Genomic DNA, 13,114 nt, shown 5'->3' with positions numbered 1-13,114 from the left:
GTGGATGCCCGCCGTTTCCTATCCTTCGATGATCGCCAGATCTTTCGAAAAGCGCTTCCAGTTTTCGATGTATTTTTCCGCCGAGCGGCGAAGCCCCGCGACGGCCTCGTCATCCAGCGTGCGGATGGCGCGCGCCGGCGAGCCGACAATCAGGGAATTGTCCGGAAATTCCTTGCCCTCCGTCACCAGCGCATTGGCGCCGACGAGGCAGTTGCGACCGATCTTGGCGCCATTCAGGATCGTCGCGCCCATGCCGATGAGCGAATTGTCGCCAATGGTGCAGCCATGCACGATGGCATGGTGGCCGATGGTGCACATTTCGCCGATGACGGCGGGAAAACCGGGATCGCTATGCACCATCACGCCGTCCTGAATATTGGTGCCGCGCCCGATGCTGATCGGCTCGTTATCGCCGCGCAGCGTTGCGCCGAACCAGATGCCGACATCCTCACCGAGCGTCACCGAGCCGATGACATTGGCGTCGGGCGCCACCCAGTAGCGATCAGGCGCAGGGGTCTGCGGCACACGGTCGGCGAGGCGGTAAAGCGGCATGGCGGTATCCTCCCTTTTTTCGACGGCCTCAGGCAACCGTCACGCCCAGCGTGCCGACACCCTCGACGCCGCATTCGATGCGGTCGCCACGTACGATGGGGCCGACGCCGGCCGGTGTGCCGGTCATGATGACGTCACCGGCGGCAAGCGTGAACAGCTTGGAAAGCTCGGCAATCACTTCCGGCACCTTCCAGATCATCTGGGCAAGATCGCCCGTCTGCTTGCGTTTGCCATTGACGTCGAGCCAGATCGCACCTGTGGCGGGATGGCCGATCCTGTCCGCCGGGACAATGGGGGAGACCGGTGCGGAATATTCGAAGGCCTTCGCGCCCTCCCAGGAGCGGCCCATCTTCTTCAGGCCGTCCTGAAGGTCGCGGCGCGTCATGTCGATACCGACGGCATACCCCCAGACATGGTCCAGCGCCTCGGAAGCCGGGATATCGGCACCGCCGCTTTTCAGAACCACGACACACTCGACTTCGTAGTGCACATTCGACGACAGCGGCGGGTAGGGGAAATCCTGACCGGCGGGCAGCAGATTGTCCGGGTTTTTCTGGAAATAAAAGGGCGGCTCGCGCGAGGGATCGTGACCCATCTCTATGGCGTGATCGGCATAATTGCGGCCGACGCAATAGACCCGCCGTACGGGGAAGAGGTCGTCCGTGCCTTCAACGGGCAGGAGAACGGGTTTCGGAGCGGGGATGACGGTGGCGGCCATGTCGATTTCCTGTCGTCTTTTTCGGTGCAATTCTTGTCCCGCGATTCCGGGGCGATTTCCAGTTCAAAATGACCCCGGCTGCAAAACTGGCTTTTTACGGTCCTTTGCTGTAGAAGCCGGCGCAAAGAGGTTAATTCATGTACAGACAAGCGCTTGCAAACGGCGAAAAAATCTTCGCCGTGGCCCCCATGATCGACTGGACTGACACGAGGTGCAGATTTCTGCACCGGCAATTGTCGAAGCGTGCTCTGCTTTATACCGAAATGATCGTTGCCGATGCCATCATCCATGGCCAGCGAGACAGACTGCTCGGTTATCACCCTGAGGAACATCCCGTCGCGTTACAGTTTGGCGGGTCTGATCCGACCAAACTTGCCGAGGCGGTGCGGATCGCCGGCGATTACGGATATGACGAGATCAACCTCAATGTCGGCTGTCCCTCGGATCGGGTTCAGTCCGGCACATTCGGGGCCTGCCTGATGCGCGAGCCGGAGGTAGTGGCGCAATGTGTCACCGCAATGAAGGTTGTCAGCAGCGTGCCGGTTACGGTGAAATGCCGGATCGGGGTGGACGACCAGCAGCCGGAAGCAGTTCTGCCGGATTTTCTGAAGAGGGTTGTTGCGGCGGGCGCGGACGCGGTCTGGGTTCATGCGCGAAAAGCCTGGCTGCAGGGGCTTTCGCCGAAGGAAAACCGCGAAGTGCCGCCGCTCGATTACGATCTCGTCTATCGCATGAAGCGGGAAAACCCTGATGTCTTTATCGGCATCAATGGCGGTATCGCCGATCTCGATCAGGCGAGCGAACATCTCCAGCATATGGATGGTGTGATGCTCGGCCGTGCCGCCTATCACAACACGTCCATTCTTGCCGATGTCGACCATCGCATCTATGGCGAAGAGGCTCACCAGCCAGACTGGATGGCGCTGCGCGACGCGATGATGGCCTATGCCGCCGACTATATCGCCGCAGGCGGACGTCTCAACCACGTCACCCGCCACATGGTCGGGCTGTTTCAGGGCATGCCCGGCGCGCGCCGTTTCCGGCAAATCCTCTCCAGCGACGCCACCCGGCCGGGCGCTGGCCCGGAGGTTATCGAGGCAGCTTTCGCGGCCATCGATTTCAGCCCGACGAAAGAAATGGCGGGCTGAAAGCGCTCAGACCGCCTTTTGCAGTTCCTGCGCACCAACAGGCGCATTCACCTTGCCGCCGGTGATGAAGAAGGCGAAGACATCGCGCGGTGTCTTTTCGACCTTCCGATCCGGCGCTATCAGCGGCAGATCGTCCGGCACGCCGCCCTTCGCATAGGTCTTTACCCGCTCGGCCCAGTGGTCGATCTCTTTTTTCGGATAACAGGTCATGATATCGTCCTCGCCCTTCTGCAGGCGGCAATAGACGAAATCGGCCGTCACATCAGGCAGCATCGGATAGTCATGATGATCGGCGCAGACGACGGCGACCTTGTACCTGGCGAGAAGATCGATGAATTCCGGAACCTGAAATGTCTCGTTGCGCACCTCGACGACATGGCGAAGACGGATGCCGTCCTGCTTCTCCGGTAACAGGGACAGAAATGCGCCAAAATCCTCCGCGTCGAATTTTTTCGTCGGCGCGAATTGCCAGAGGATCGGACCGAGGTGGGACCCGAGTTCCGTCAGCCCCTGCGTCAGAAACTTCGTCATCGATTCACCGGCCTCGGCCAGAACCCTGCGGTTGGTGACGAAACGGCTCGCCTTTAGCGAGAAGACGAAATCTTCGGGCACTTCGGAAGCCCATTTGGCAAAAGTTTCCGGCTTCTGGCTGCTGTAATAGGTGCCGTTCACCTCGATCGCCGTGAGCTGCCGGCTGGCGTGCTCCAGCTGGCGCTTCTTCGGCAATTTTTCGGGATAAAACGTGCCTTCCCATGGCTCAAAGGTCCAGCCGCCGATACCGGTGCGGATCGTGCCTGATGTCGACATATGCTGTTCCTCCTCCGGCCTTTGGCCTATCGAACCCTTGCGACGAAAGCTGCGGATTACTCCGCAGCCTCCCGTTTTCCAGCCGGCCGGCGCTCCAGAAGCTCCTTCAGGAAGTGACCGGTATAGGAACGCTCGACCTTCACGATGTCCTCCGGTGTGCCGGTCGCCACCACTTCACCGCCGCCCGTGCCGCCTTCAGGCCCGATATCGATGATCCAGTCAGCCGTCTTGATGACTTCGAGATTATGCTCGATCACCACGACGGAATTGCCCTGCTCGACCAGCGCATGCAGCATTTCCAGGAGCTTGTTGACGTCGTGGAAATGCAGGCCGGTCGTCGGTTCGTCGAGAATATAGAGCGTGCGACCCGTCGAGCGTTTCGACAGTTCCTTGGCGAGCTTGACGCGCTGCGCTTCGCCGCCGGAGAGCGTATTGGCCTGCTGGCCGACCTTGATATAACCGAGGCCGACATCGAACAGCGATTGCAGCTTGTCGCGCACGGCCGGGACGGCGGCGAAGAACTCCACGCCTTCCTCCACCGTCATATCCAGCACATCGGCAATGGATTTGCCCTTGAAGGTGACATCGAGCGTCTCTCGATTGTAACGCTTGCCGTGACAGAGATCGCAGGTGACGTAAACATCAGGCAGGAAGTGCATCTCGATCTTGATGACGCCATCACCCTGGCAGGCCTCGCAGCGGCCGCCCTTGACGTTGAAGGAGAAACGGCCCGGCGCATAACCGCGCGCCTTCGCTTCCGGCAAGCCGGCGAACCAGTCGCGGATCGGCGTGAAGGCGCCGGTATAGGTGGCCGGGTTGGAACGCGGTGTGCGGCCAATCGGCGACTGGTCGATATCGATGACCTTGTCGATGAATTCGAAACCGTCGATGCGGTCGTGTTCGGCCGGGATTTCGCGCGCACCCATCACCCGACGCGCCGCCGACTTGTAGAGCGTCTCGATCAGGAAGGTGGATTTGCCGCCACCCGATACGCCGGTTACGGCAGTGAAAACACCGAGCGGCACGGCGGCCGTGACATTCTTCAGATTGTTGCCGCGTGCGCCAAAAACCTTGATCTCGCGACCCTTCTTGGGCTTGCGGCGCTCCGCCGGCACGGCGACACCGAGTTCGCCGGAGAGATATTTGCCGGTCAGCGATTTCGGATTGGCCATCACCTCCTGCGGTGAGCCTTCAGCGATCACCTGACCGCCATGAATGCCGGCGGCAGGGCCGATATCGACCACATAATCCGCCGTCAGAATGGCGTCCTCGTCATGTTCGACCACGATGACGGTATTGCCGATATCGCGCAGATGTTTCAGCGTATCCAGCAGGCGGGCATTGTCGCGCTGGTGCAGGCCGATCGAGGGTTCGTCGAGAACATAGAGAACGCCGGTGAGGCCCGAGCCGATCTGCGAGGCCAGACGGATGCGCTGGCTTTCACCGCCGGAAAGCGTGCCGGAATTGCGCGACAGGCTGAGATAATCCAGACCGACATCGTTGAGGAAGCGCAGGCGTTCGCGGATTTCCTTGAGGATGCGGACTGCGATCTCGTTCTGCTTGGCGTTGAGGCTTTCCGGCAGTACCTCGAACCAGTCGCGCGCGGTGCGGATCGACATTTCGGTGACTTCACCGATATGCAGCTTGTTGATCTTCACGGCGAGCGCTTCCGGCGTCAGGCGATAACCGGCGCAGGCCGGGCAGGGGGCCGCCGACATGTAGCGTTCGATTTCCTCGCGCGCCCAGGCGCTGTCGGTCTCTTTCCAGCGACGCTCCAGATTGGGCACGATGCCTTCGAAATTCTTCACTGTCTTGTAGGAGCGGGCGCCGTCCTGATAGTTGAATTCGATCTTGTCATCGGTGCCCTGCAGGATGGCGTGCTGCGCCTCTTTCGAAAGATCCGACCACTTGCTCGACAGCTTGAAACCGAAAGCTTTGCCGAGTGCTTCCAGCGTCTGGTTGTAATAGGGCGAGGAGGATTTGGCCCAGGGAGCGATGGCGCCGTCACGCAGGGTGCGGGCTGGCTCCGGTACGATCAGGTTTTCATCCACCTTCTGCTGCGAGCCGAGGCCATCGCAGCTTGGGCAGGCGCCGAAGGGATTGTTGAAAGAGAACAGCCGCGGCTCGATTTCCGGAATGGTGAAACCGGAAACGGGGCAGGCGAATTTTTCCGAAAACAGCACCCGCTCATGGGTCTCGTTGAGCGACTTGTTGGCCGAACCGCCAGCGGCGGTTTCTTCCGGCGGCAGAGGCTTGTCGGCAAATTCGGCGATTGCCAAGCCATCGGCAAGCTTGAGGCAGGTCTCGAGACTGTCGGCCAGGCGTGCGGCCATATCCGGGCGCACGACGGCGCGGTCAACGACCACGTCGATATCGTGTTTGTATTTCTTGTCGAGGGCGGGCACGTCGGCGATTTCGTAGAACTGGCCATCCACCTTGACGCGCTGGAAGCCCTTCTTCATCAGCTCGGCAAGTTCCTTCTTGTATTCGCCTTTGCGGCCGCGCACCATCGGCGCGAGGATGTAAAGACGCGTGCCTTCCTCAAAAGCGAGGATGCGGTCGACCATCTGGCTCACCGTCTGGCTTTCGATCGGCAGGCCCGTGGCCGGCGAATAGGGCACGCCGACACGCGCGAAGAGGAGGCGCATATAGTCGTAGATTTCGGTGACCGTGCCGACCGTGGAACGCGGATTGCGCGATGTGGTCTTCTGCTCGATGGAGATCGCCGGCGAGAGGCCGTCGATCTGGTCGACATCCGGTTTCTGCATCATTTCCAGGAACTGGCGCGCATAGGCCGACAGGCTCTCGACATAACGGCGCTGGCCTTCGGCATAGATCGTATCGAAGGCAAGCGAGGACTTGCCCGAACCGGAAAGGCCGGTCATGACGATCAGCTTGTTGCGCGGCAGGTCCAGATCGATGCCCTTGAGGTTGTGCTCGCGGGCGCCACGGATGGAAATCGTCTTCAGTTCACTCATGACAAGGCTCGGACAAAAATAACAGGCTTGATGGCAGCGCGTCCTTATGTAGTGACGCAGCCGGATGTGTCGAGGTCTATTCCCAATCGGTCGCAGCTTTTCGGAATGCTTGACTCGAAATCTGCGATTTAATAGAACAAAAAAGGAACGAATTGCAAGCGCGAATGTCTGCTCCCGCAGCTTAAGATTATTCTTTGTGGATAGTTCCATGCTTGCGGTGCCCTTTGCGGGCGGCGGCAGCTATTGTGTGGCGAATTTTTTGAAATGCAATTGCCGGTCATGATGGCCGGCGGACAGGATGACGAGATGGCTGGTAGCGTAAACAAGGTAATTCTGATTGGGAACGTGGGCGCCGATCCCGAAATCCGCCGGACGCAGGATGGCCGCCCCATCGCCAATCTGCGCATTGCCACCTCGGAGACCTGGCGGGACCGCAACAGCGGCGAGCGCCGCGAGAAGACCGAATGGCACACCGTCGTCGTCTTCAACGAAGGCCTGTGCAAGGTCGTCGAGCAATATGTCAAGAAGGGCGCCAAGCTCTATATCGAAGGCCAGCTGCAGACGCGCAAATGGCAGGACCAGACCGGCAACGACCGTTATTCCACTGAAATCGTGCTGCAGGGCTTCAACTCCACGCTGACGATGCTCGATGGTCGCGGTGAGGGCGGTGGCCGCAGCGGCGGCGATTTCGGCGGCGGCAACGATTATGGCAGTGGCGGCGGCTCCAGCTATGGCGGCGGTTACGACCAGCAGTCCTCGTCGCGCGGCGGCTCTTCCCGTGGCGGCGGCCAGCCTTCCGGCGGCTTCTCCAACGATATGGATGACGATATTCCGTTCTGACTCTGATATCGAGGAAACTATCACAAGTCGGAATCTTTGTGATTTTTTCATATTCTCTGGTATCTTGGGAGGACTGACGGGAGATTTACAAATATGGCGACCATGACCGTTTCCTTGCCAGATCCCATGAAAGAATGGATCGAGACCCAGGTCCTGACAGGCGAATATGCGAGCGTTAGCGACTATGTGCGCGATCTGGTGCGTCGTGACCGGGCGCGGCGGGGGCAGGAGTTCAGCGTTGATGAGCTTCGCCAGATCGTCGCGGATTCCCGCGCGAGCGGCATCGGTTCCCGCAGTATGGATGATCTGTTTGCGGAAGGCGAACGGATAGCGGCCGCACGTGGAGTTGTGCGTGAGTAGCTATCGGCTGACTAAACAGGCCGAAAGCGAAATTCTCGATATCTTTATCTATGGCGTTGAACAGTTCGGATTGAGACAGGCACATTTTTACAAGAATGAATTGGAAGGCTGTTTCCAGTTGCTTGGCGATAATCCGCGCATGGGACGTCTTGCCCCGGCGATTGGGGAAGGTGTGCGCCGACATGAGCATGGAAGCCATGTCATCTTTTATGAAATTGACGTTTCAGGCGTCCTCATTCTCACGGTGGTGCATGGTAGAAGCATCCGCCGCCTGAAGCTTTGACGCTTTCGGGTAGCGGTTGACGTCCCTGGAATTTTTCAGCGTGTGTTCTTCCCGTTCATTGGCTTGAGTGCTGCCGCTTATGCCGCCACCTTGTCCGCCAGCATCGCCACCATGACATCGGATTGCGACACGATGCCCACCATCTTGCCTCTGGCGTCGATGACCGGCAGGTAGTGCAGTCCTTCTTCGGCAAAGCGGATGATGGCCTCCTCGATTGCCGTTTCAGGCCGTACGGTTCTGACCGGCGATGTCATGATGTCCTTGACGGTATCGTTGGGGGCGCTTGCGCCGGAGAGGATGAGGCGCAGCCGCTGCAGGAAACCAATGGAGGGGCGGCCGTTTCTCCAGCTCGCCTTTTCCAGAAAATCCGTCTGGGTGACGATGCCGACGATCTCCGCTTTATCGTTGGTGACCGGCAATGCCTTGAAATGGTGGCTGTGCATCAGCGCGTGGGCATGACGCAGACTGTCATCAGGCGCAACACCGACGACATCACGCGACATGACGCTGGCGCAATCGAGATGCAGCGCACGGCGACGCCAGGAGCGCAGTTCGGTCTTGCGTAAAATGGTTTCGAGCTCGTCACGGTCGATATCCAGTACCTGGTCATATTCCTTCAGTACCTCGTCGAGGTCGTTGGAGGAAAAGCCGATTTTCTGGATGGGGGTCGGATCGGTGGTGCCATGGGAGGCCTTGCCGAGCTTCAGGCCGTGTGGGTAGGCGCGGCCGGTGGCATTGTTATAGGCGAGGGCCAAGGCAAGAAGGATCAGCGAATTTCCGGCGACCGGCCACAACAGAAAGCCATAACCGAGGCTGTGCACGGCAGGGCCGCCGAGAACAGCGGTCAGCGCCACCGCTCCGCTTGGCGGGTGCAGGCAGCGCAAAGCCATCATCGCGGCGATGGCAAGACTGATGGCAAGCGCGCTGGCAAGGAATAGATCCGGAACCAGCAGCGCCACTGTCACGCCCACGAAGGCCGAAACGAGGTTGCCGCATAGGATCGACCAGGGCTGCGCCAGCGGGCTGGAGGGCACGGCAAACAGAAGCACGGCCGAAGCGCCCATCGGCGCGATCATGGCGGGCAGGGTGGGATCGAAACTGAGAGCGAGACTTCCCAGAAGGCCGGTCAGCAGAATGCCGACAAAGGCGCCGGTTGCGGAGCGCAGCCTTTCCCTGTTGCTGACGGGTGCGGCATCCGGGATGAGGCGACGCAGCGTGGAACGCATGGAGATAACTTTCGAATCCGAAAAAACATGCGTCTTTTAGCCGAAGCGGCGGCCGGATTTAAAGGGAGGATTTTCCGGCGTTTTGGCGATTGGCGAGAATTTATTGCGCAGGCACCGCCAAGGTGCGGCTTTTCAAAAAGCGAAGGCCGATTTTATGCCGTCGACCACGAACTGCACGGAAAGGGCGGCAAGCAGCACGCCGAGCAGACGGGTGAGGATCGCGCGGCCGGTATTGCCGAGAAAACGGTCCATCCGCTCCGAGACGATCAGGGCCGCATAAACTAGAGCCATGGCGAAAGCGAGGATCAGGATGAGCACCAGCATCTCGACGGTGGTTTTCATCGAGCCGGCAAGTAGCACGGTTGCGGAGATGGCGCCCGGCCCGGCGATCAGGGGCAGCGCCAGCGGAAAGACCGCCAGATTGTGAAGGTGGTCCTTGGTGATGGCGATCTCGGAGGTCTTTTCCTTACGCTCCTGGCGTTTTTCGAAAATCATCTCGAAGGAAATCCAGAACAGCAACAGGCCGCCGGCGATGCGGAAAGCGCCGAGCGAGATGCCAAGAAGATTGAGGATGGCAAGGCCGAAGAGCGCGAAGACGGCGAGAATGCCGAAGGCGATGATGGAGCCGCGCAGCGCCACCTGGCTGCGCTGGTCGCGCGTCATACCGGCGGTCAGCGCCAGAAAGACGGGGGCAAGGCCCGGCGGATCGAGCGTGACCAGAAGTGTGGTAAGCGCGTTGATGAGCGTTTCGCTGCTGGCCATTCTTTCCCCGTCTTATCTGTTTTTAGGGCGGAGCCTACGCAAGTCGCCGGCACTTTGAAAGGGAGCGGCGGCGCTTTTGCCGGGCTAAATCGTGAAAAGCGGCGTTCGTCTTGCAAATGACGCAAAAGCCTGTTCAAAACTCGCCGGGAAATTGGCTTAACGTGGCTGTTTCCGCTATAAAAATCCATCCGATTCTTAACAGAGAATGTGATCCGTTTTGACTGACCAGAGCCCCCCCGGCGGCGGAAAACTTCCGCCAGGCATTGAACCGATTTCCATCATGGAGGAAATGCAGCGGTCGTATCTCGATTACGCCATGAGCGTCATCGTGTCCCGCGCGCTTCCCGATGTGCGAGACGGCCTGAAGCCGGTTCATCGCCGTATTCTTTACGGCATGTCCGAACTCGGCATCGACTGGAACAAGAAATACGTCAAATGCGCCCGCGTTACCGGGGACGTGATGGGTAAATTCCATCCGCACGGCAATGCGGCGATCTATGACGCTTTGGCGCGTATGGCGCAGGACTGGTCGCTCCGCCTGCCGCTGATCGACGGGCAGGGCAATTTCGGCTCCATCGACGGCGATCCGCCGGCGGCAGAACGTTATACCGAATGCCGTCTGGAAAAGGCCGCCCATTCGCTGCTCGACGATCTCGACAAGGAAACGGTCGATTTCCGCGACAACTATGACGGCACCCTGCAGGAGCCGGTCGTCATTCCGGCGAAGTTCCCGAACCTTCTGGTCAACGGGGCAGGCGGCATCGCGGTCGGCATGGCCACCAATATTCCGCCGCACAATCTCTCGGAAGTCATCGACGGCTGTATCGCCATGATCGACAATCCGGCGATCGAGCTGCCGGAGCTGATGCAGATCATTCCCGGCCCGGATTTCCCGACCGGCGCGCTGATCATGGGCCGTTCCGGCATCCGTTCGGCCTATGAGACCGGCCGCGGCTCGGTTATCATGCGCGGCCGCGCCACCATCGAGCCGATGCGCGGCGACCGCGAGCAGATCATCATCACCGAGGTTCCCTATCAGGTGAACAAGGCGAACATGATCGAAAAGATGGCCGAACTGGTCAAGGAAAAGCGCATCGAGGGTATTTCCGACCTGCGCGACGAATCCGACCGTCAGGGCTATCGCGTCGTCATCGAATTGAAACGCGACGCCAATGCCGAAGTCATCCTGAACCAGCTTTACCGCTATACGCCGCTGCAGACCTCCTTCGGCTGCAACATGGTGGCGCTGAACGGCGGCAAGCCGGAGCAGATGACGCTCATCGACATGCTGCGCGCCTTCGTGGCCTTCCGCGAGGATGTCGTCAGCCGTCGTACGAAATATCTGCTGCGCAAGGCGCGCGAGCGTGCGCATGTGTTGGTTGGTCTGGCGATTGCGGTTGCCAATATCGATGAGGTCATCCGGGTTATCCGTCATGCGCCCGATCCCGCTTCGGCCCGCGAAGAGCTGATGACGCGGCGCTGGCCGGCGCAGGATGTGGAAAGCCTGATTCGTCTGATCGACGATCCGCGCCACCGCATTAATGACGACGGCACCTATAATCTCTCGGAAGAGCAGGCGCGCGCCATTCTCGAACTGCGTCTTGCCCGCCTCACGGCGCTCGGTCGCGATGAAATCGGCGACGAGCTGAACAAGATCGGTGCGGAAATTTCCGAGTACCTCGAAATCCTGTCGTCGCGCCTGCGCATCCAGCAGATCGTCAAGGACGAGCTTGTCGCCATCCGCGACGAGTTCGGCACGCCGCGCCGTTCCGAGATCGTCGAGGGCGGTCCCGATATGGACGATGAAGACCTCATCGCCCGCGAGGACATGGTCGTCACCGTTTCGCATCTCGGCTATATCAAGCGCGTGCCGCTGACCACCTACCGGGCGCAGCGTCGCGGCGGCAAGGGCCGTTCCGGCATGGCGACGCGCGACGAGGATTTCGTCAACCGTCTCTTCGTTGCCAATACCCATACGCCGGTGCTGTTCTTCTCCTCGCGTGGCATCGTCTACAAGGAAAAGGTCTGGCGTCTGCCGATCGGCACGCCGCAGTCCAAGGGCAAGGCCCTCATCAACATGCTGCCGCTGGAGCCCGGCGAGCGCATCACCACCATCATGCCGTTGCCCGAGGACGAAACGACCTGGGAAACGCTGGATGTGATGTTCTCGACGACGCGCGGCACGGTTCGCCGCAATAAGCTCGGCGATTTCGTGCAGGTCAACCGCAATGGTAAGATCGCCATGAAGCTGGACGAGGAGGGCGATGAAATCCTCTCCGTCGAAACCTGTACGGACCGCGACGACGTGTTGCTGACGACCGCGCTCGGCCAGTGCATCCGCTTCCCCGTGGACGATGTGCGCGTCTTTGCCGGCCGCAACTCCGTCGGCGTGCGCGGCATCAACATGGCCGACGGCGACCGCATCATCTCCATGACCATTGTGGGCCATGTGGAAGCTGAACCGTGGGAGCGTGCGGCCTATCTGAAGCGCTCGGCTACCGAACGGCGTGCCGCAGGCGTGGATGAGGACGATATTGCGCTCGTCGGCGAGGAAGTGACGGAAGAGGGCGAACTCAGCGAAGAGCGCTATCAGGAACTGAAGGCACGCGAAGAGTTCGTGCTGACGGTTTCCGTGAAGGGCTTCGGCAAGCGTTCCTCTTCTTACGACTTCCGCACCTCTGGTCGCGGCGGCAAGGGCATTCGCGCCACCGATACCTCGAAGACCAACGAGATCGGCGAACTCGTCGCGGCCTTCCCCGTGGAAGAAGGCGACCAGATCATGCTGGTTTCCGATGGCGGTCAGCTCATCCGCGTGCCGGTCAACGGCATCCGCATCGCCAGCCGCGCCACCAAGGGTGTGACGATCTTCTCGACCGCCAAGGATGAGAAGGTGGTTTCCGTGGAGCGCATCAACGAGCCGGAAGGCGACGACGAAGCAGAGAACGGCAATGGCGAAGATGCCGCCGACGATCTGCCGGAGGCACCGGAAAACGAGGCGTAAGCCGCTTCGTCATCTTCGGTTACCAATCAAGAAAAACCCCGCGGCGCTCAGGCTCCGCGGGGTTTTTGTTTGTGTCTTGTCGACTGCGTTTGATTTTCAGCGAATGCGAATATGGACCGGAGCGCGACCCGAGCGGCTCGCGACATGAAGGTGGATGTTCGCTTCCGGCTGGTTGGAGCGCCAGGCGCGGGCGCCATGCGACAGAAGCAGCGCCACGAGATCGCGTGTCTTCGCCTTGGAACGATTAAGACCGAGATCGGCGATACGCATCGCCGCCTCGTGAATGGGATGCAGAACCGACAGGCTGCCATGCCCGTTGCCAGACGCAATGTCCGAATAATTCTCGTTGACTGCCATCTTGGAAAGCCTCGCTACACATTACAAACTTCGAGGAGGCAGGCGATGTTTCGACCATGAACCACCGCCTGCGGAAACGTCT

12 protein-coding genes are annotated in these 13,114 nt (G+C 60.1%); 5 read left to right on the top strand and 7 right to left on the bottom strand.

Annotated features, from left to right (window positions below; genetic code table 11):
* Nucleotides 1-18: 18 nt before the first annotated feature.
* Together AGR7B_RS07280 and AGR7B_RS07275 are read right to left on the bottom strand one after the other, a co-directional pair.
* Nucleotides 19-552 carry a gamma carbonic anhydrase family protein gene (locus tag AGR7B_RS07280; RefSeq protein ID WP_080856361.1) on the bottom strand — a complete coding sequence of 178 codons (534 nt, stop codon included), beginning with the start codon at nucleotides 550-552 and terminating at the stop codon, nucleotides 19-21.
* Nucleotides 553-580: 28 nt separating this feature from the next.
* A complete protein-coding gene (locus tag AGR7B_RS07275) occupies nucleotides 581-1,270 on the bottom strand; it encodes a fumarylacetoacetate hydrolase family protein (protein WP_078052997.1) in 690 nt (229 codons plus the stop codon).
* Nucleotides 1,271-1,407: 137 nt separating this feature from the next.
* Here AGR7B_RS07275 and dusA point away from each other — a divergent pair, with 137 nt between their 5' ends.
* Complete coding sequence (gene dusA / locus AGR7B_RS07270) at nucleotides 1,408-2,418, top strand: tRNA dihydrouridine(20/20a) synthase DusA (RefSeq protein ID WP_080856360.1); 1,011 nt, start codon at nucleotides 1,408-1,410, stop codon at nucleotides 2,416-2,418.
* A 6-nt stretch (nucleotides 2,419-2,424) separates the two neighbouring features.
* On the opposite strand, the gene AGR7B_RS07265 is transcribed toward dusA, so the two are convergent.
* Nucleotides 2,425-3,225, bottom strand: a complete 801-nt coding sequence (locus AGR7B_RS07265) for a DUF72 domain-containing protein (RefSeq protein WP_080856359.1) — start codon at nucleotides 3,223-3,225, stop codon at nucleotides 2,425-2,427.
* A 56-nt stretch (nucleotides 3,226-3,281) separates the two neighbouring features.
* Complete coding sequence (gene uvrA, locus AGR7B_RS07260) at nucleotides 3,282-6,203, bottom strand: excinuclease ABC subunit UvrA (protein ID WP_080856358.1); 2,922 nt, start codon at nucleotides 6,201-6,203, stop codon at nucleotides 3,282-3,284.
* A gap of 264 nt (nucleotides 6,204-6,467) precedes the next feature.
* Between uvrA and AGR7B_RS07255 the strand changes: the two genes are divergently transcribed.
* From AGR7B_RS07255 to AGR7B_RS07245, 3 genes are all read left to right on the top strand, one after another.
* Nucleotides 6,468-7,043, top strand: a complete 576-nt coding sequence (locus tag AGR7B_RS07255; protein ID WP_065655441.1) for a single-stranded DNA-binding protein — start codon at nucleotides 6,468-6,470, stop codon at nucleotides 7,041-7,043.
* Between the two features lie 93 nt (nucleotides 7,044-7,136).
* Nucleotides 7,137-7,403, top strand: coding sequence for a type II toxin-antitoxin system ParD family antitoxin (locus AGR7B_RS07250; protein ID WP_080856357.1), 267 nt, complete (start codon nucleotides 7,137-7,139; stop codon nucleotides 7,401-7,403).
* Nucleotides 7,396-7,686 carry a type II toxin-antitoxin system RelE/ParE family toxin gene (locus AGR7B_RS07245; RefSeq protein WP_078052993.1) on the top strand — a complete coding sequence of 97 codons (291 nt, stop codon included), beginning with the start codon at nucleotides 7,396-7,398 and terminating at the stop codon, nucleotides 7,684-7,686. Before AGR7B_RS07250 ends, AGR7B_RS07245 begins: the two co-directional genes overlap by 8 nt.
* A 77-nt stretch (nucleotides 7,687-7,763) precedes the next feature.
* Here AGR7B_RS07245 and AGR7B_RS07240 read toward each other — a convergent pair whose 3' ends face one another.
* Both AGR7B_RS07240 and AGR7B_RS07235 read right to left on the bottom strand, forming a co-directional pair.
* The gene (locus AGR7B_RS07240; protein WP_080856356.1) at nucleotides 7,764-8,912 is read right to left on the bottom strand and encodes a CBS domain-containing protein; all 1,149 of its coding nucleotides are present in this window, start codon (nucleotides 8,910-8,912) and stop codon (nucleotides 7,764-7,766) included.
* Nucleotides 8,913-9,044: 132 nt separating this feature from the next.
* Entirely contained in the window at nucleotides 9,045-9,674 is a 630-nt protein-coding gene (locus AGR7B_RS07235) for a MarC family protein (RefSeq protein WP_003525062.1), read from the bottom strand.
* A gap of 217 nt (nucleotides 9,675-9,891) precedes the next feature.
* On the opposite strand from AGR7B_RS07235, the gene gyrA reads away from it, so the two are divergent.
* Nucleotides 9,892-12,675, top strand: a complete 2,784-nt coding sequence (gene gyrA / locus AGR7B_RS07230) for a DNA gyrase subunit A (RefSeq protein ID WP_080856355.1) — start codon at nucleotides 9,892-9,894, stop codon at nucleotides 12,673-12,675.
* A 96-nt stretch (nucleotides 12,676-12,771) separates the two neighbouring features.
* Here gyrA and AGR7B_RS07225 read toward each other — a convergent pair whose 3' ends face one another.
* Nucleotides 12,772-13,032 carry a hypothetical protein gene (locus tag AGR7B_RS07225; RefSeq protein ID WP_003502750.1) on the bottom strand — a complete coding sequence of 87 codons (261 nt, stop codon included), beginning with the start codon at nucleotides 13,030-13,032 and terminating at the stop codon, nucleotides 12,772-12,774.
* Nucleotides 13,033-13,114 lie beyond the last annotated feature (82 nt).

Source organism: Agrobacterium deltaense RV3, from assembly GCF_900013505.1.
GTDB classification, from domain to species: Bacteria; Pseudomonadota; Alphaproteobacteria; order Rhizobiales; family Rhizobiaceae; genus Agrobacterium; species Agrobacterium leguminum.
The sequence above is the reverse complement of the archived record's forward strand: the minus strand, read 5'-3'. Positions and strand labels throughout refer to the sequence as shown.